We start from the raw sequence: 16,343 nt of genomic DNA on the forward strand, positions 1-16,343 counted from the left end.
TCAGGCTCCGTTGCGGACTTCGCCGACGACCTGCGTGGCCGGCACGGCGTCGGGCTGGCCGGCCAGGTAGGCCGAGCCGCTGTCCTCGCCGGTGAAGGCGGCGACCCGGTCGCGGGCCTGCACGTACTCGGCCTTCACCTGCGCGCGGCTGCGCTGGCTTGCGAAGTCGGCGATCGGGTTGTACTCCCGGGCCCAGGGGTCGCGGCCGGACGCTTCGAAGGCGGCCTGCTCGGCCTGGACTTCGGCACGGGTGGCCGTCGAGACGAACGGCGTCGGGTCGATGGTGATGTCGTCGGCGAAGGCGCCGGTGGCGGAGGCGGCGAAGGCGAGAGCGATGAGGGACTTGCGGTTCATGGGAACTCCTTGGGGTGGGTTTCAGGGCGACGTTGCTGCGTCGATGGAGGGACTTTAAGTGTTCCACCTGGGAAGATAAACATGCTAAAACGAGAGAAATCATTCCCATAATCGAAACAATGGACCGGTTCCAGGAGATGCGTGTGTTTGCCGCCGTGGTCGATGCCGGCAGCTTCGTGGCGGCGGCCGATGCGCTGGAGATGTCCAAGCCGGCCGTCTCGCGCCACGTGGCCGAGCTGGAGCAGCGCCTGGGCGTTCGCCTCCTGCACCGCACCACCCGCCGCCTTTCGCTCACGGTGGAAGGCGAGGTCTTCCTCGCGCGGTGCCGCGACCTGCTGGCGGGCGTGGACGAAGCCGAGGCGGAAGTCAGCGCGCGCGGCGGCAGCGTGGTCGGCCTGCTGAAGGTGAGCGCGCCGGTGTCTTTCGGCGTGCTCAACCTGGCGCCGCTGTGGGCGGACTTCATGGCGCAGCATCCGCAGCTGACGCTGGACCTCACCCTCACCGACCGCTTCATCGACCTGGTCGACGAGGGCTATGACATGGCGGTGCGGGTCGCCCGGCTGCCGAGCTCGTCGCTGGTGAGCCGGCGGCTCGCGTCCACGCGCATGGTGCTGTGCGCGTCCCCCCGGTACCTGGAAAAGCGCGGCGCGCCGGCGCGGCCCTCGGACCTGTCGGCGCACGACGTGCTCGCCTACAACCTGCTCGCGACGGGCGACACCTGGGAGTTCGAAGGCCCGCAGGGCACGGTGGCCGTCAAGGTCAAGCCCCGGATGCAGACCAACAGCGGCGACACCTGCCGGGCCGTGGCCCTGGGCGGCGGCGGCATCGTGCTGCAGCCCACCTTCCTGGTGAGCGCCGACCTGCAGCGTGGGGACCTCGTCGAGGTCATGCCCGGGTACCGGTCGGCGGAGCTCGGCATCTACGCCGTCTACCCCACCCGCAAGCACATGCCGCCCAAGGTGCGGCTGCTCATCGATTTCCTGGCCGCGCGGCTGCGGGAGGCCTGACGACACCACCGGCCTCGCGGCCCGGTCGTCGATAGAATTTCGCGCTTGCGCACCGGGGAAGCGAGCAGACTCCCCGACCCCAAGACGCCACGCGTCCAAGTGCTGCTCCTGATCACGGACCCCGGTCCGATTGGGAGACTGCCTTGCCGAACCTTCCCGACGACTTGCACACCCGGGCGCCGTGGCGAGGCGACACACGCCGCCTGCTTTTGGCCCGCGGCCTGCGCGCCTTCGGAGACGGCTTCGTCAGCCTGCTCCTGCCGGCCTACCTGCTGGAACTCGGGTGGACCCCGTTCCAGGTCGGGCTGGTCGCCACCGCCACCCTGCTCGGCTCGGGCCTGCTGACGCTGGCCGCCGGGCTGCTGGGCCAGCGCCTGGGCCACCGGCGCCTGCTGCTGGCGGCCACCGCCCTGATGGTGGCGACCGGGCTCGGTGTCGCATCGCTCAGCAGCTTCTGGCCGCTGATGCTGGTGGCATTCGTCGGCACGCTCAATCCGTCGGGGGGCGACACCAGCGTCTTCCTGCCGGCCGAGCACGCGTTGCTGGCCCAGGGTGCGCAGGGCAAGGCGCGCACGGCCGCGTTCGCGCGCTACAGCCTGGTCGGCAGCCTGTCGGCCGCCGTGGGCGCCCTGGCGGCGGCGCTGCCCGCGCTACTCGCTCGCCATGGCGAACTGGCGCCGCGCACGACCTTGCAAGGCATGTTCCTGCTCTACGCGCTGCTCGGCCTCGTGGTCGCCTTCCTGTACCGCGGCCTGCGCACCCCGGCGGGCGACGGACCGCAGGCCGGGCAGCCGGCGGGGCTGGGTCCCTCGCGCCGCCGGGTCTACCTGCTGTCCGCGCTGTTCAGCCTGGATGCTTTCGGCGGTGGCTTCGTCGTCCAGTCGCTGCTGGCGCTCTGGCTGTACCAGCGCTTCGGGCTCTCGCTGGAAGCCGCCGCCTCCATCTTCTTCTGGACCGGCGTGCTGACGGCCTGCTCCTACCTGGTCGCAGCGCGCATCGCGGACCGCATCGGCCTGGTGCGCACGATGGTCTACACGCACCTGCCGTCCAGCCTCTGCCTGATCGCCCTGCCGTTCTGCACCGGGCTCGGGTGGGCGATCGGCCTGCTGCTGGTGCGCAGTGCCCTCTCGCAGATGGATGTCCCCACCCGCAGCTCCTACGTGATGGCGATCGTCACGCCGGCCGAACGCAGCGCCGCGGCCAGCGTGACCGCCGTGCCGCGCAGCCTCGCCGCGACCGCCAGCCCTGCCCTGGCCGGCTACCTTCTGGGCGTGTCGAGCTTCGGTTGGCCCCTGGTCGTCGGCGGCGCACTGAAGATCGTCTACGACCTCCTGCTCCTGGCGATGTTCCGCCGCGTGCATCCGCCTGAGGAGCTGCGGGAGTGAAAGGTCGAGGTGATGCCACCCGTCGGCCGCGGCCCTGCGCCGCTCAGCGGCCGGGGGCCACCATGCCGCTGGCCAGCGCGAAGGGTGACCCGCTCCCGTCCAAGGTTTGCAGCGTGCCTTCGACAAAGGCGAAGTGCCGCGCGGACCGGGCCACGTGGGCACGAAAGGCCAGCGGCCGATCCGTGGCCGCAAGCGAGAGGAATTTCACCGAAAGCTCGAGGGTCACGACCACTTCCGGGTCGTAGTGGCCGAGGCCGGCCAGGACGAATGCGGCGTCGAAGCCCGCTGCGATGACGCCGCCGTTCACCGCCTGCGTGCCCCCGCCGCCCAGTGCGCCCTGCGGCATGCGCGCGAACGTGATCAGCGCCTCGCCAGGGTCCTCGAACCGGCCGGCGAAGCCGAACCAGGCGATCTCGGCGCGCTGGTTGAACTGCCGCAGGTGTCCGGCGCGAGCAGCAGCGTTCAGGCGAAAAGGCAGGACGGTGGGCGACATGGCTCTCCCCGGTTGGGAAAGCGATCATCGCCGGATGCCGCCGCAGGCGGCTCCATTGCCCAGCACGACCACGACCGCGCCCACCCCACGCTGGAGAAATCCACCCGCGAGTTCTAGGATGGCGCCATGGAAGCGGACTACACCACCCGCACGATGAGCCGCGACGAGGTCGCGCTGGCGATCGACTGGGCGGCCCAGGAAGGCTGGAATCCCGGCCTGCATGACGCCGAGACCTTCCCCGCCGCCGATCCGCAAGGCTTCTTCGTCGGCACGCTCGAGGGCCAGCCGGTGGCCTCGGTCTCGGTCGTCAAGTACGAACCCGGCTTCGCGTTCCTGGGCCTGTACATCGTGCGGCCGGCCTGGCGCGGCCGGGGCCTGGGGTGGCGGCTGTGGCAGCACGGGATGGCTTCCGTCCGCGGGCGGCAGGTCGGGCTGGATGGCGTGGTCGCGCAGCAGCCCCACTACCGCAAGTCGGGCTTCGAACTGGCCTGGCGCAACGTGCGCTACGAAGGGCGCGGGGGGATGCCTGCCCCCGACGATGCGCGGCTGGTCGACCTGGCCAGCATCCCCTTCGACGTCGTGAACTCGTACGACCACGCGTACTTCCCCACCGAGCGCACGGCCTTCCTGCGCGCCTGGCTCGCCCAGCCCGACGCCGCCGCGCGCGGCTGGATCGAGGACGGACGGCTGCAAGGCTGGGGGCTGGTGCGCCGCTGCCGCAGCGGCTGGAAGATCGGCCCCCTGTGCGCCGAACGGGAGCGCATCGCCGAGTGCCTGTTCCTCGCGCTGTGCTCCCAGGCGAGCGCCGGAGAACCCGTGTACCTCGACCTGCCGGAAGCGAATTCGGCCGCCCTCGCGCTGGCGCAGCGCCACCACATGCACATGGTGTTCGAGACCGCGCGCATGTACACGGGGCGGCCGCCGGCCGTGAACATGCACGGCCTCTATGGCATCACGACCTTCGAGCTGGGTTGAAGAACTCGATGCGGGGGCGGCGCACCTGACAGCTAGACCGGCTCGCCGTGGATGGGAGGAACCGACAGGAGCAGCCGGGTGAGGTCCGCCTGGCGCCGGACGCCGGCCTTCTCGAAGATTCCCCGGACCTGGGTGCGGATCGTGTGCAGCGAAACGTCGCGCTCGAAGGCGATCTCCTTCGGACTGAGGCCGTCGGCGAGCATGCAGGCGACATCCGCTTCCGCCTGCGTGAAGCGCAGCAGGCTGGCGAGCGTGCGCGACCGCACGGGATCGGCATCCGGCGTGTTCGCGTAGACCAGCGCCGCACCGCAAGGCTCCTGCAGCGGCACGACACGCAACAGCCACAGGGTTGCGCGAACGGTGGCCGAGAAAGCGCTGCCCCGCTGCGAGGCGGCGGCGCGCAAGGCGCCCTCCAGCCGAGCGGCGATCGCCGGGTCGGGTGAGTGCAGCCTGTCCTGGCGAATCGCCAGCGGCGAGCCCTCGCGCAGCGATCGGTCGCCTGCGCTGTTGGCCATCAGGAGCGTGCCCGCGCGGTCGATGGCGAAGACCGGGAACTGCAAGGCGTCGAGCGCGGCGCCGGCCAGCCCGCGCGACAGCTGCTCGCGGCGCAGGTCCGCGCAGAGCGCGCCCACCCGGCCGATGTGGCTGTGCACCCTGCGAAAGACGATCGCTTTCGACGGGTCGAACGGCAGGTGGAGCTGCGGGCGCCGCAGGCCCCGCAACGCGACCATCCTGCGGTCTTCGTGGACGTTGCCACCGGGGCATTCGATGGCGGGTTCGATGACCGCCTCGCTCGCTTCGCTCATGGTGCACCTCGCCTGCCAGCCGCCGTTACCTGAGCAGAAATCTTGAAGCGAACGGCGCGGCGCCAATGGGCTGCCCATCTATGACTTCTGAGGAGGGTCTTGGCCTACGGCGCCTTCATCCGTGCGTGCGCGCACCTCGCGGCGCTGCGGCGGTCCAGGGCCATCCATGCGCAGCCCGCCCCAGCCGCAGGCGCCCTGCGGTTGCGCGACAGCCGAACCGGATGTGCGCGTGGTCACGTTTGATCGTGCCTTTGGCTGCTTGTCACCCGGATGAGTGGCAGGCGCGCTGCCGCTTGCAGCCGTCACCAATTCTGGTGATTGCGAACGCACGAGTCGCTCGATGAAATGGGCCGCGCCATCCCCTGTCCACCCACAACTCGAAGTGGAGACTCGCATGCAAGTCCGACCCTCGTCGAGCACGGCCCTGCCGGCCAGCCGCCGCACCGCGTTGAAGACGGCCGGCGCCGCGGCCGCCGCCATCCTGGCGCCGCAGGTGGCCCGCAGCCAGCTGGTGATCGCCCCGGGACGCGTGCCCAGCCCGACCACGAGCCTGTGGGCCGAGCCGTTGCCGGTGCCCAAGCCCGCGTGGCCGATGGCGGCGCTCGACCCGGTGCCATCGCGCACGCCGTTCGCGGGCGAGGCCCGGCGGGCCGACCACCAGGGATGGTCGGACGTCGCGCCCGATCTGTACGAACTCAAGGCCGAGCCGATCTGGCACGAGTTCCATCCCGACCTGCCACGGCAGGAGGTGTGGGGCTTCAACGGCCAGACGCCGGGGCCGCTGATCCATGCGCGCTACGGCAAGCCGGTGATCGTCCGCTACCGCAACAACCTGCCCCGCCACGCGCGAGGCCCTGGCTCCCCGGAGATCTCCATCCACCTGCACAACTTCCACTCGCCGTCGGAGAGCGACGGCCATCCGGACGACTACTTCCCCTCGCATTCCCTGCCCGGCGCCTGGAAGGACAGCTGCTACCCGATGCGGTATGCCGGCGACGACCCGTGCGAGGCGCTGGGCACGATGTGGTACCACGACCACCGCCACCACTACACCGCGTCGAACGTCTACAAGGGACTGGCCGGCTTCTTCCTGGCCTTCGACGAACTCGACTCCGGGAACGAGAACGATGGCAATCCCAAGGCGCTGCGCCTGCCCAGCGGCGAGTTCGACGTGCCGCTGATGGTGCAGGACAAGCAGTTCGACAGCAGCGGCTACGTGAGCTTCGACGCGCTCGACCCGGACGGCTTCGTGGGCGACAAGTTCCTGGTCAACGGCAAGATCCAGCCGTTCTTCCACGTGCGGCCGCGCAAGTACCGCCTGCGGCTGCTGGACGGGTCGACCGCGCGGGTGCTCGACCTGCAGATCCGCCACCAGAACCAGGCGCAGAAGTTCACCTACATCGCCAACGACGGCAACCTGCTGGAAGCGCCGCTGGAGATGAGCAGCGTCCATCTCGCGCCGGCCGAACGGGCCGACCTCGTGGTGGACTTCTCCAAGTACCCCGTCGGGGCCGAGCTGTTCCTGGTCAACCGCCTGCAGATGCTGGACGGCCGCAAGCCCGAGAAGGATTTCCTTCGCACGCCCATCCCGCTGCTGAAGTTCATCGTCGACCAGCCGTCCGTGCCGGACTACAGCCGGGTGCCCACCTGGCTGCGCAAGCTGCCGGAAGTCGATATCGACTACGCCAGGAGCGTGGCCGTCCGGCGCGAGGCGCGGCTGGGCCGCAGCAACGGCGGCTGGACGATCAACGACCGCATCTACAGCAGCAAGCCCGCCTTCAAGCCCAGGCAGGGCCAGTGGGAGCTCTGGACCGTCCGCAACGACAGCGGCGGCTGGGTCCACCCGGTGCACATCCACCTGGAGGAAGGCCGCCTGCTCAGCCGCAACGGCAGGCCCCCGCCGCCCCACGAGCGCGGACGCAAGAACGTGTTCTATGCCAACCCGAACGAGCGCCTGGAGATCCTGATCCGGTTCCGCGACTTCAAGGGCAAGTACGTCACCCACTGCCACAACACCCTGCACGAAGACCACGGAATGATGGAGAACTTCGAGGTCGTCGCTTCCTGACCCCGATGCGAAGGAGAGCCCCCATGGACCCGCAATCGTCTCCCCTGGGCCGGCGCGCCTGCGCCTTCGCCGGCGTGGCCGCGGTCGCCGGCCTTGCCGGCTTGCTGGGCAAGCCGGACAAACCGTCCCGCGCGGCGTCGCCCTCGCGTGCGGCGGGCAGTGGACGCTTTCCCGACCTGCCGCTGCTCACGCACGAGGGGCGCCAGGTCCGCTTCTACAGCGACCTGGTGCGCGGCCGCACGGTGCTGATCAACATGATGTACGCCCAGTGCAACGACCGCTGCCCGCCGATGACGCACAACCTCAAGCTCGTGCAGCAGGAACTGGCGCCGCGCCTGGGGCGCGACGTGTTCATGTACTCGCTCAGCCTGTTGCCCGAGCATGACCGGCCGGCCGACCTGGCCGCGTACCGGCGGCTGCACGGGGTGGGCCCGGGCTGGACCTTCCTCACGGGAGACAAGGCCGACGTGGAGGCGATCCGCTATGCCCTCGGCTTCTACAGCCGCGATCCGCAGCTGGACGCGGACATCGGCCAGCACACGGGCATGGTGCGGGTGGGCAACGAGGCGCTGGACCGCTGGTGCATGGTGCATGCCCTGCAGGAAACCGAGTCGATCCTGGAGGCGATGGCCGGCCTGGTGCCGCTGGCACGGGTGGACGGGCGCGTGCGGGTGGCGTGAGCGCCGCGCGCGGCGCAGCGGTGCAGCCGCGCAGCCTGCGGCTGCTCAGGAGCCCTTCCCGCCGGGCGGCGGCAGTTCGATGCCGGGGAAGACCTTGATCACCGCGCTGTCGTCCTCGCGGCCGTGGCCCGCGCTGGAGGCCTGCATGAACATCTGGTGCGCGGTGGACGAGAGCGGAAGCGGAAACTTCGTCGCGCGCGCCACGTCGAGCACCAGCCCGAGGTCCTTCACGAAGATGTCGACCGCCGACAAGGGCCTGTAGTCGCCCGCCAGCACGTGCGGCATGCGGTTCTCGAACATCCAGCTGTTGCCCGCGCTGTGCGTGATCACCTCGTAAAGCGCTTTCGCGTCCACACCCTCACGCAGCCCCAGCGCCATGGCTTCGGCCGCTGCCGCGATGTGCACGCCGGCGAGCAGCTGGTTGATGATCTTCACCTTGCTGCCGGCCCCGGCGCGGTCCCCGAGCCGGTACACCTTGTCGGCCATGGCATCGAGCACGCCGCCCGCGGCCGCGTAGGCTTCGGGACGGCCCGCCGTCATCATCGTGATCTGCCCGGCCGCCGCCTTGGCCGCGCCCCCGGAGATCGGTGCATCGAGGTAGAGGAGCCCAAGCGCTTCGAGGCGCTGCTCGAGCGCGGCCGACCAGTTCGGATCGACCGTCGAGCACATCAGGAAGACGCTGCCCTTCTTCATCGCCGATGCGCAACCGTTCGCCCCGAACAGCACGTCCTCGGTCTGCGCGGCATTGACGACCACCGAAACGATGGCGTCGCAGCTCGCCGCGACCTTGGCGGGGGAATCACAACCGGTCGCGCCATCGCCCACCAGGGCCTCGACGGCCTCCCGCCGGAGGTCGTGGACCGCGACCGCATGCCCCGCCCGCAGCAGCGACCGCGCCATGCCCTGTCCCATGGCGCCAAGGCCGATCAATCCAACGTTCATCATCCAGGCTCCGTCGAGTCGACTTCGAACTGTACGCTTCGATGCTCGTCCTGGCGTCGGCGGGATGGCATGGCGTGATCACGTGAGCGCGTCGCTGGCAGCGCTGCGCCAGAAAACTTCCGCAGCGCTTCCTGCGGAGCTTCGAGACCTGTACAGCCGGATCCCCAGCGAAATACTCCAATCCTCTGCGGCTGCCGGGACCAGGCGGCCGGCGGCCAGGTCCTCTTCCACCAGCGTCTGCGGCAACCATGCGACGCCTCGTCCGTCCAGAGCCATGGTTCGCAGCACCGACGCAAGGTGCGCGGTGAATGCCACGCGAACAGGAAGTGCCTCGAGCCGTCGACCGACGACGGCGCGCACGATGCGGCCCAAGCCTGATTCGGCGGCGTACTGCAGCACCGGCACCTCCTGCGCAGGCCAGCTGCCGATGCGATGCCGCGGCTGTCCTTGCGCGTCGGGAGATGAGACCGCGATCAACCTGTCCTGGCCGACCTGCGCCGACAGGTAGGTCTCCTCGTCCAGGGGACCGCTCGCACCGGGGTGTGAGTGACTCAGGACGAACTGCACCTTGCTTTGCACCATCAGGGCTTCGCAGCGCTGCAGCACATCGGAGACGAGTTCCACCGGGCCCAATGTGGTCCTCGATTCGAGACCGCGAAGCCAGCGGGGAAGGAAGGTGAACGAGAGCGCGTGCGTGGACGCGATGCGAAGGGTGGCCGAGTTGGCTTCGGCCACGCCGCGCGCTTCCCCGGGCAAGCGGGTCACGCGGACGACCAGGTCGTCGGCAACGGCGCGGAACCATTCTCCGGCCGAAGTGAGTTTCGCGGGCTGCGTGCTCCGGTCGAACAGATCGGCCCCGAGCCATTCCTCCAGGGCCCGGACCCGGCGGCTGAAGGCGGGCTGTGTCATGTGCCTCTCCTCGGCTGCACGCGAGAAGTTGCCCGTCGCCGCCAGCGCCCGGAAGTCCTCCAGCCAGTCGAAGTTCAGCATCGGTGCTCCCAAGGCATTGAAGGAGAGAAAAAGAGCATTGGCCATGAAAACGGGCTTGGCCGACCATCGCGGCTCCCCTCAGCACCCCAGGAGCCTCCCCGTGAAGATCGTCGAAATCCGCGAAAAGACCATCCCCATCAGCTCGCCCATCCGCAACGCGTACATCGACTTTAGCAAGATGACGCTGAGCCTCGTCGCCGTGATCACCGACGTGATCCGGGATGGCAAGCCGGTCGTCGGCTACGGATTCAACTCGAATGGCCGCTATGGGCAGGGCAAGCTCATGCGCGAACGCTTCATCCCCCGCGTCATGGAAGCCAGCCCCGAATCGCTGATCGATGCCAGCGGCAAGAACCTCGATCCGCACAAGATCTGGAACACCATGTTCACCAATGAGAAGCCGGGCGGACACGGCGAGCGCTCGGTGGCCATCGGCACCATCGACATGGCGGTGTGGGACGTGGTCGCCAAGATCGAAGGCAAGCCGCTGTTCCAGTTGCTCGCCGACCGTTACGGCGACGGCAAGCCGAATCGCAGGATCTTCGTTTACGCGGCGGGCGGCTACTACTACCCGGGCCAGGACCACGGCAAGCTCAAGGACGAGATGCGCAGCTACATCGACCGGGGGTACACCGTGGTCAAGAAGAAGATCGGGGGCGCGTCGCTGGACGAAGACCTGCGTCGCATCGATTCGATCCTGAGCGTGCTGCAGGACGGCCAGAAGCTCTGCGTCGACGCCAACGGCCGCTTCGACCTGGACACCGCGATCGCCTACGCCAAGGCGCTCTCCCAGTACGACCTGTTCTGGTACGAGGAGCCGGGCGACCCGCTCGACTTCGAGCTGCAGGCCACCCTGCGCAACTACTACAAGAACCCGATGGCTACCGGCGAAGACCTGTTCTCCATGCAGGATGCGCGCAACCTGATCCGTTATGGCGGAATGCGGCCCGACCGCGACTGGCTCCAGTTCGACTGCGCCCTGAGCTACGGCCTGGTCGAGTACCTCCGGACGCTGGACATGCTCAAGGAACACGGCTGGTCCGCCAGCCGGTGCATCCCGCACGGGGGCCACCAGATGTCGCTGAACATCGCCGCGGGCCTGGGCCTTGGCGGCAACGAGTCCTATCCCGACCTGTTCCAGCCCTTCGGCGGCTTCCCCGACGGCGTCAAGGTGCGGGAGGGGTACGTGACGCTGCCGGACCTCCCGGGGATCGGGTTCGAAGGCAAGGCCGATCTGTACCGCGAGATGCAGGCGCTCTCCGCCTGAGCGCGCCACCATCCGAAGGAATCGCAATGAAGATGCTCACCCGCATGGCGGGCCTGGTCGCCCTCGTCCACCTCTCCACGCTCGCCTGGGCCGACTTCCCGGACAAGCCGGTCACACTGGTGGTTCCCTTCGCCGCGGGAGGTCCCAGCGACAAGATCGCCCGCGACCTGGCCGAGGCGCTGCGCAAGCCGCTGGGCCAGACCGTGATCGTCGACAATGCCGGCGGGGCCGGCGGCACCATCGGCGCGGCCAAGGTCGCCAGGGCCAACGCGGACGGCTACACCCTGCTGGTCCACCACATCGGCATGGCAACCGCGCCCGCGCTCTATCGCAAGCTGAGCTACAAGGTTCCGGACGATTTCGAGTTCCTGGGGCTGATCAATGAGGCGCCCTCCGTCCTCATCGGCAAGCCCGGCCTGGAACCCGGTAACTTCGCGGACCTGCGCAAGTGGATCGCAGGCAACGCAGGCAAGGTGAACCTTGCCAATGCCGGCCTTGGCTCGGCGTCCCATCTCTGCGGGCTGATGTTCCAGAGCGCGCTCAAGACCAACCTGACGACGATCCCCTACAAGGGCACCGCACCCGCAATGAACGACCTGATCGGTGGCCAGGTGGACCTGATGTGCGAGCAGGCGACGAACGCCGTGCCGCAGATCGAAGGCAAGAAGGTCAAGGTCTTTGGCGTCACCAGCATGCAGCGCCTGCAGATCCCGGCCTTGAAGGATGTGCCGACGCTGTCGGAGGCGGGGCTGAAGGAGTTCAACGTGCAGGTGTGGCATGGGCTCTACGCCCCGCGGGGCACTCCGCCTGCCGTTCTCGCCAAGCTGAACGCCGCGCTGCGCGTAGCCCTCAAGGACCCGGAACTCATCAAGCGCGAGGAAGCGCTGGGCCTCTCCGTCATCAAGGATGACCGGCTCGACCCGGCGGGACACAGGAAGTTCGTGGAAGCCGAAAAGGCACGCTGGTCGAAGGTGATCAAGGACGCAGGCGAGTACGCTGACTGATCCTGCCGTCTGATCGAGGCCCCCTAGGAGGCCTAACCACTGAGAGGTGACATCCATATGAAGGACAGCCCGACCCCCGACTTCCGCCAGGCCGCGCTCGACTACCACGCCCAGGCGCCGGCCGGGAAACTGGCCATCAGCGCCACCAAGCCGCTGTCGAACCAGCGCGACCTCTCGCTGGCCTACTCCCCGGGCGTCGCGGCGCCGTGCGAGGAGATCGTGCGGGACCCCGAGGCGGCGTACAAGTACACCGCCCGCGGCAACCTGGTGGCGGTGATCTCCAATGGCACCGCGGTGCTGGGGCTGGGCGACATCGGCGCGCTGGCCTCCAAGCCCGTGATGGAAGGCAAGGCCGTCCTGTTCAAGAAGTTCGCCGGGGTCGACGTCTTCGACATCGAGGTCGACGAGAAGGACCCGAAGAAGCTGGTCGAGGTGATCGCCGCGCTCGAGCCCACCTTCGGCGCCATCAACCTGGAAGACATCAAGGCGCCGGACTGCTTCTACGTCGAGCGCGAGCTGCGCAAGCGCATGAAGATCCCGGTGTTCCATGACGACCAGCACGGCACGGCGATCACGGTGGCGGCCGCCATGGTCAACGCGCTGAAGGTGGCCGGCAAGGAGATCGGCCAGGTCAAGCTGGTGACGTCCGGGGCCGGCGCCGCGGCGCTGGCCTGCCTCAACCTGCTCTTGAAGGTCGGGGTGAAACGCGAGAACGTCTTCGTGACGGACCTGGCCGGCGTGGTGTACGAGGGGCGGCAGGAGCTCATGGACGAGGACAAGCGGCAGTACATGCAGAACACGCAGGCCCGCACGCTCGCCGAAGTGATCAAGGACGCGGACGTCTTCCTGGGGCTGTCGGCCGGCAACGTGCTGAAGCCCGCCATGGTGGCCAGCATGGCCGCGCGCCCCGTGATCTTCGCGCTGGCCAACCCCACGCCGGAGATCCTCCCAGAGGCCGCCCGGGCGGTGCGGGATGACATCGTCATGGCCACCGGCCGGGCCGACTACCCCAACCAGGTCAACAACGTCCTGTGCTTTCCGTACATCTTCCGGGGCGCGCTGGACGCCGGGGCCACCACCATCAACGACGAGATGGAGATCGCCGCGGTGCATGCAATCGCCGAGCTGGCGCAGGCGGAACAGAGCGAGCGGGTGGCGGCCGCCTACGCCGGAGAGAAGCTGTCCTTCGGTCCCGACTACCTGATCCCCAAGCCGTTCGACCCGCGCCTGATGACGCGCATCGCGCCGGCCGTCGCGAAGGCTGCCGCCGAAAGTGGCGTGGCCCTGCGGCCCATCGAGGACATGGCGGCCTACCGCGCGAAGCTGGAAGGCTTCGTGTACGCATCGGGCACCACCATGAAGCCCATCTTCGACGCCGCACGGCGCGCGCCGTCCAAGCGCGTGGCCTACTGCGAAGGCGAAGAGGAGCGCGTGCTGCGCGCGGCCCAGATCGTCGTGGACGAGGGGATCGCGCGGCCCACGCTGATCGGGCGTCCCGCGGTCATTGCCCAGCGCATCGAGAAGTTCGGCCTGCGGCTGAAGGAAGAACTCGACTACGACATCGTCAACGTCGAATTCGACAACCGCTACCGCGACTTCTGGCAGACGTACCACCGGATGACGGACCGCAAGGGCACGACGGTGCAGACGGCGAAGATCGAGATGCGGCGCCGGCTCACCCTCATCGGCGCCATGCTGCTGCACAAGGGCGACGTGGACGGCATGATCTGCGGCACCTGGGGCACCACCGCGATCCACCTGCACTACATCGACCAGGTGATCGGCAAGCGGCCCGGCGGCTGTCCGTCGACGCCGCAGGACGTGCCCGTCTACGCCTGCATGAACGGGCTGCTGCTGCCCGACCGGCAGATCTTCCTGGTCGACACGCACGTCAACTACGACCCGACGCCGGAGGAGCTGGCGGAGATCACGACCATGGCGGCGGAAGAGATGGTGCGCTTCGGCATCAAGCCGAAGGCGGCCCTCCTGTCGCATTCGAACTTCGGCACCAGCGACCAGCCGACCGCGGTCAAGATGCGGCGCACGCTCGACCTGCTGCGCCGTGAAGCCCCCTGGCTGGAGGTGGACGGCGAGATGCACGGCGACCTGGCCCTCGACGGCGCGCGGCGCGAGGGGGTGATGCCCAACGGTGCCCTGAGCGGCGACGCCAACCTGCTGGTGTTCCCCAACATCGATGCCGCCAACATCTCCTACAGCCTGCTCAAGAAGGCAGCGGGCGGCAACATCTCCATCGGCCCGGTGCTGCTGGGCGCGGCCAAGCCCGTGCACATCCTCACGCCCGGCGCCACGGTGCGCCGCATCGTCAACATGACGGCGCTCACGGTCGCCGACGCCAACGCCGGCCGGTGACGCGCGAGTCCCTTCCTCACTGACCGCGCAGCAGCCGCGGCGGGGCGTCGAGCTTGGGCAGGCGCCGGCGCGAGGCGAGCACCACCTCGATGTCGTCGCGGGCGCCGTCGATGAGCACCAGCGCCGCCTTCTCGGCGCGGGCCGGCTTGCGGGCGATGACGGCGTCGAGCACCGCCCGGTGCAGCGGCAGCGAATCGCGCGCGCCCCCCGTGCGGGCGGTGGAGATCTCGAAGCTCGTGCGCAGCAGCGGCCCCAGCGCCTTGCTCATCTGCACGATCATGCGGTTGTGGGCGGCCCGCAGCAGGCCCTGGTGGAAGGCCAGGTCGTGGCGCACGTAGTCGCCGCCCTCGACGACGGCGTGCCGCATGCCCTCGTAGGCGGCCTCCAGGTGCTGCAGGTCGGCCACCGTGGCCCTTTCGGCGGCCATGCGCACCGCGGCCGGCTCCACCAGCCGCCGCAGCTCCTGCAGGTCGCGCAGGAACTCGCGCGTGAGCCCGACCTGGCTTTGCCAGCCGACGAGGTCGGCGTCGAACCAGTTCCATGATTCGGGCGGCAGCACGCGCGTGCCGACCTTGGGGCCGGTGGAGACCATCCCCTTGGCCACCAGCGACTTGATCGCCTCGCGCACCACGGTCCGGCTGACGCCGAGCGCCTCGCCGAGCTGCGGCTCGGGCGGCATCGGCGCCCCCGGCAGGTAGCGCCCGGCCACGATGGCCGTCCCCAGGCTCGCGACCGCGTGTCCGTGGACGTTCTTGATCATGGGCACCCCGCGGAACGCAACCAATCGCACTACCATATGACGATCGATCCCGAGGGTGCTCGGTGTTTCCCCGGATGCGGGCAGGACCTCCGGGGATTCTGATGACGCGCCGGTGATGCGGGTCCAGACGGGGCCGCGCCGGCCAACGCGGCAAGGACACGATGGCTTCCGTTCAGATCCGGCGGGTCGAGAAATTCTTCGGTGCGGCGCACATCATCCGAGGCGTCGACATCGACATCCAGGATGGCCAGTTCACCGTGCTGGTCGGGCCTTCGGGCTGCGGCAAGTCCACGCTGCTGCGAATGATCGCGGGGCTGGAGGAGATCAGCCGCGGCGAGGTGCTGATCGGCGGCCGCGTGGTCAACACCATGCTGCCCAAGGAGCGGGACATCGCCATGGTGTTCCAGAACTACGCGCTGTACCCGCACATGACGGTGCGCGACAACATGGCGTTCAGCCTCATGCTGGCCAAGCAGCCCAAGGCGCTGGCCGACGAGCGCGTGCGCAAGGCGGCCTCCATCCTGGGCCTGGAGGCCCTGCTCGACCGCTACCCGCGCCAGCTGTCGGGCGGGCAGCGCCAGCGCGTGGCTATGGGCCGCTGCATCGTGCGCGACCCGCAGGTGTTCCTGTTCGACGAGCCGCTGTCCAATCTGGACGCCAAGCTGCGCGTGCAGATGCGCACCGAGATCAAGGAGCTGCACCAGCGCCTGAAGACCACCTCGGTGTACGTCACCCACGACCAGATCGAGGCGATGACGATGGCCGACACCATCGTCGTCATGCGCGACGGCGTGGTCGAGCAGACCGGCTCGCCGCTGGAGCTGTACGACCAGCCCGCCAACCAGTTCGTGGCCGGCTTCATCGGCTCGCCCGCGATGAACTTCCTGCCCGGCGTGGTGCGCCGCTCCGGCGGTGGCACGCGCATCGAGCTGGAGGGGGGCCTGTCGCTGCCCGCGCCCGTCAACGCCGTGTCGGCCGAGGACGGCCGCAGCGTCATCTACGGCACGCGTCCGGAACACATGGAGCTGGCGGCCGAAGGCGACGGCGTGCCCACCGAGGTGGTCGTCGTCGAGCCGACCGGCGCCGACACCCAGGTCTTCACCAAGCTCGCAGGCGTGGACATCACCAGCGTCTTCCGCGACCGCCACGCGTTCCATCCCGGCGAGGTCATCCGCCTGCGCCCCGACGTGACGCGGGCCCACCTGTTCGATGCGGCCACCGGCGCCCGCCTGGCCGCCTGAG

At 69.1% G+C, this 16,343-nt stretch carries 15 protein-coding genes; 9 read left to right on the forward strand and 6 right to left on the reverse strand.

Annotated elements, in window-relative coordinates; all coding sequences use genetic code 11:
• Positions 1-354, reverse strand: a complete 354-nt coding sequence (locus tag ASG30_RS09700) for a DUF4148 domain-containing protein (protein WP_055895354.1) — start codon at positions 352-354, stop codon at positions 1-3.
• Between the two features lie 119 nt (positions 355-473).
• On the opposite strand from ASG30_RS09700, the gene ASG30_RS09705 reads away from it, so the two are divergent.
• Entirely contained in the window at positions 474-1,361 is an 888-nt protein-coding gene (locus ASG30_RS09705; RefSeq protein WP_055895355.1) for a LysR family transcriptional regulator, read from the forward strand.
• Between the two features lie 209 nt (positions 1,362-1,570).
• Positions 1,571-2,746: an MFS transporter gene (locus ASG30_RS09710; protein WP_442965684.1), complete on the forward strand. Its 1,176-nt coding sequence runs from the start codon at positions 1,571-1,573 to the stop codon at positions 2,744-2,746.
• A gap of 43 nt (positions 2,747-2,789) precedes the next feature.
• Here the strand turns inward: ASG30_RS09710 and ASG30_RS09715 are convergent, their stop codons facing one another.
• A complete protein-coding gene (locus tag ASG30_RS09715) occupies positions 2,790-3,239 on the reverse strand; it encodes a PaaI family thioesterase (RefSeq protein WP_055895357.1) in 450 nt (149 codons plus the stop codon).
• Positions 3,240-3,365: 126 nt separating this feature from the next.
• Here ASG30_RS09715 and ASG30_RS09720 point away from each other — a divergent pair, with 126 nt between their 5' ends.
• Complete coding sequence (locus tag ASG30_RS09720; RefSeq protein WP_055895359.1) at positions 3,366-4,214, forward strand: GNAT family N-acetyltransferase; 849 nt, start codon at positions 3,366-3,368, stop codon at positions 4,212-4,214.
• 32 nt (positions 4,215-4,246) lie between these two features.
• Here ASG30_RS09720 and ASG30_RS09725 read toward each other — a convergent pair whose 3' ends face one another.
• Positions 4,247-5,098: a helix-turn-helix transcriptional regulator gene (locus ASG30_RS09725; protein ID WP_082522007.1), complete on the reverse strand. Its 852-nt coding sequence runs from the start codon at positions 5,096-5,098 to the stop codon at positions 4,247-4,249.
• Between the two features lie 316 nt (positions 5,099-5,414).
• Here ASG30_RS09725 and ASG30_RS09730 point away from each other — a divergent pair, with 316 nt between their 5' ends.
• On the forward strand, positions 5,415-7,088 hold the full coding sequence (locus tag ASG30_RS09730) for a multicopper oxidase family protein (RefSeq protein WP_055895363.1): 1,674 nt from the start codon (positions 5,415-5,417) through the stop codon (positions 7,086-7,088).
• 23 nt (positions 7,089-7,111) lie between these two features.
• Positions 7,112-7,768, forward strand: coding sequence for an SCO family protein (locus ASG30_RS09735; RefSeq protein WP_055895365.1), 657 nt, complete (start codon positions 7,112-7,114; stop codon positions 7,766-7,768).
• Between the two features lie 45 nt (positions 7,769-7,813).
• Here ASG30_RS09735 and ltnD read toward each other — a convergent pair whose 3' ends face one another.
• Positions 7,814-8,713 carry an L-threonate dehydrogenase gene (gene ltnD / locus ASG30_RS09740; RefSeq protein WP_055895366.1) on the reverse strand — a complete coding sequence of 300 codons (900 nt, stop codon included), beginning with the start codon at positions 8,711-8,713 and terminating at the stop codon, positions 7,814-7,816.
• A gap of 75 nt (positions 8,714-8,788) precedes the next feature.
• Complete coding sequence (locus tag ASG30_RS09745; protein WP_082522009.1) at positions 8,789-9,700, reverse strand: LysR family transcriptional regulator; 912 nt, start codon at positions 9,698-9,700, stop codon at positions 8,789-8,791.
• A 100-nt stretch (positions 9,701-9,800) separates the two neighbouring features.
• Between ASG30_RS09745 and ASG30_RS09750 the strand changes: the two genes are divergently transcribed.
• From ASG30_RS09750 to ASG30_RS09760, 3 genes are read left to right on the forward strand one after another with little or no spacing between them, the layout of a single operon-like run.
• The gene (locus ASG30_RS09750) at positions 9,801-10,967 is read left to right on the forward strand and encodes a mandelate racemase/muconate lactonizing enzyme family protein (RefSeq protein WP_055895368.1); all 1,167 of its coding nucleotides are present in this window, start codon (positions 9,801-9,803) and stop codon (positions 10,965-10,967) included.
• 26 nt (positions 10,968-10,993) lie between these two features.
• On the forward strand, positions 10,994-11,971 hold the full coding sequence (locus ASG30_RS09755) for a tripartite tricarboxylate transporter substrate-binding protein (RefSeq protein ID WP_055895370.1): 978 nt from the start codon (positions 10,994-10,996) through the stop codon (positions 11,969-11,971).
• 57 nt (positions 11,972-12,028) lie between these two features.
• Entirely contained in the window at positions 12,029-14,341 is a 2,313-nt protein-coding gene (locus tag ASG30_RS09760; RefSeq protein ID WP_055895372.1) for an NADP-dependent malic enzyme, read from the forward strand.
• 16 nt (positions 14,342-14,357) lie between these two features.
• Here the strand turns inward: ASG30_RS09760 and ASG30_RS09765 are convergent, their stop codons facing one another.
• Positions 14,358-15,101 (reverse strand): FadR/GntR family transcriptional regulator, encoded by a 744-nt coding sequence (locus tag ASG30_RS09765; RefSeq protein WP_055895374.1) that lies wholly within the window; start codon positions 15,099-15,101, stop codon positions 14,358-14,360.
• A gap of 161 nt (positions 15,102-15,262) precedes the next feature.
• Here ASG30_RS09765 and ASG30_RS09770 point away from each other — a divergent pair, with 161 nt between their 5' ends.
• Positions 15,263-16,342 carry an ABC transporter ATP-binding protein gene (locus ASG30_RS09770; RefSeq protein ID WP_055895376.1) on the forward strand — a complete coding sequence of 360 codons (1,080 nt, stop codon included), beginning with the start codon at positions 15,263-15,265 and terminating at the stop codon, positions 16,340-16,342.
• Position 16,343: the final 1 nt, after the last annotated feature.

Source organism: Ramlibacter sp. Leaf400 (assembly GCF_001424545.1).
In the GTDB taxonomy this organism is placed as follows: Bacteria; Pseudomonadota; Gammaproteobacteria; order Burkholderiales; family Burkholderiaceae_C; genus Ramlibacter.

What these genes read in the sequence shown, in the direction of transcription:
- ASG30_RS09700 (WP_055895354.1), bottom strand. Translation starts at nt 354, where the DNA reads ATGAACCGCAAGTCCCTCATCGCTCTCGCCTTCGCCGCCTCCGCCACC.
- ASG30_RS09705 (WP_055895355.1), top strand. Translation starts at nt 474, where the DNA reads ATGGACCGGTTCCAGGAGATGCGTGTGTTTGCCGCCGTGGTCGATGCC.
- ASG30_RS09715 (WP_055895357.1), bottom strand. Translation starts at nt 3,239, where the DNA reads ATGTCGCCCACCGTCCTGCCTTTTCGCCTGAACGCTGCTGCTCGCGCC.
- ASG30_RS09720 (WP_055895359.1), top strand. Translation starts at nt 3,366, where the DNA reads ATGGAAGCGGACTACACCACCCGCACGATGAGCCGCGACGAGGTCGCG.
- ASG30_RS09725 (WP_082522007.1), bottom strand. Translation starts at nt 5,098, where the DNA reads ATGGGCAGCCCATTGGCGCCGCGCCGTTCGCTTCAAGATTTCTGCTCA.
- ASG30_RS09730 (WP_055895363.1), top strand. Translation starts at nt 5,415, where the DNA reads ATGCAAGTCCGACCCTCGTCGAGCACGGCCCTGCCGGCCAGCCGCCGC.
- ASG30_RS09735 (WP_055895365.1), top strand. Translation starts at nt 7,112, where the DNA reads ATGGACCCGCAATCGTCTCCCCTGGGCCGGCGCGCCTGCGCCTTCGCC.
- ltnD (WP_055895366.1), bottom strand. Translation starts at nt 8,713, where the DNA reads ATGATGAACGTTGGATTGATCGGCCTTGGCGCCATGGGACAGGGCATG.
- ASG30_RS09745 (WP_082522009.1), bottom strand. Translation starts at nt 9,700, where the DNA reads ATGCTGAACTTCGACTGGCTGGAGGACTTCCGGGCGCTGGCGGCGACG.
- ASG30_RS09755 (WP_055895370.1), top strand. Translation starts at nt 10,994, where the DNA reads ATGAAGATGCTCACCCGCATGGCGGGCCTGGTCGCCCTCGTCCACCTC.
- ASG30_RS09760 (WP_055895372.1), top strand. Translation starts at nt 12,029, where the DNA reads ATGAAGGACAGCCCGACCCCCGACTTCCGCCAGGCCGCGCTCGACTAC.
- ASG30_RS09765 (WP_055895374.1), bottom strand. Translation starts at nt 15,101, where the DNA reads ATGATCAAGAACGTCCACGGACACGCGGTCGCGAGCCTGGGGACGGCC.
- ASG30_RS09770 (WP_055895376.1), top strand. Translation starts at nt 15,263, where the DNA reads ATGGCTTCCGTTCAGATCCGGCGGGTCGAGAAATTCTTCGGTGCGGCG.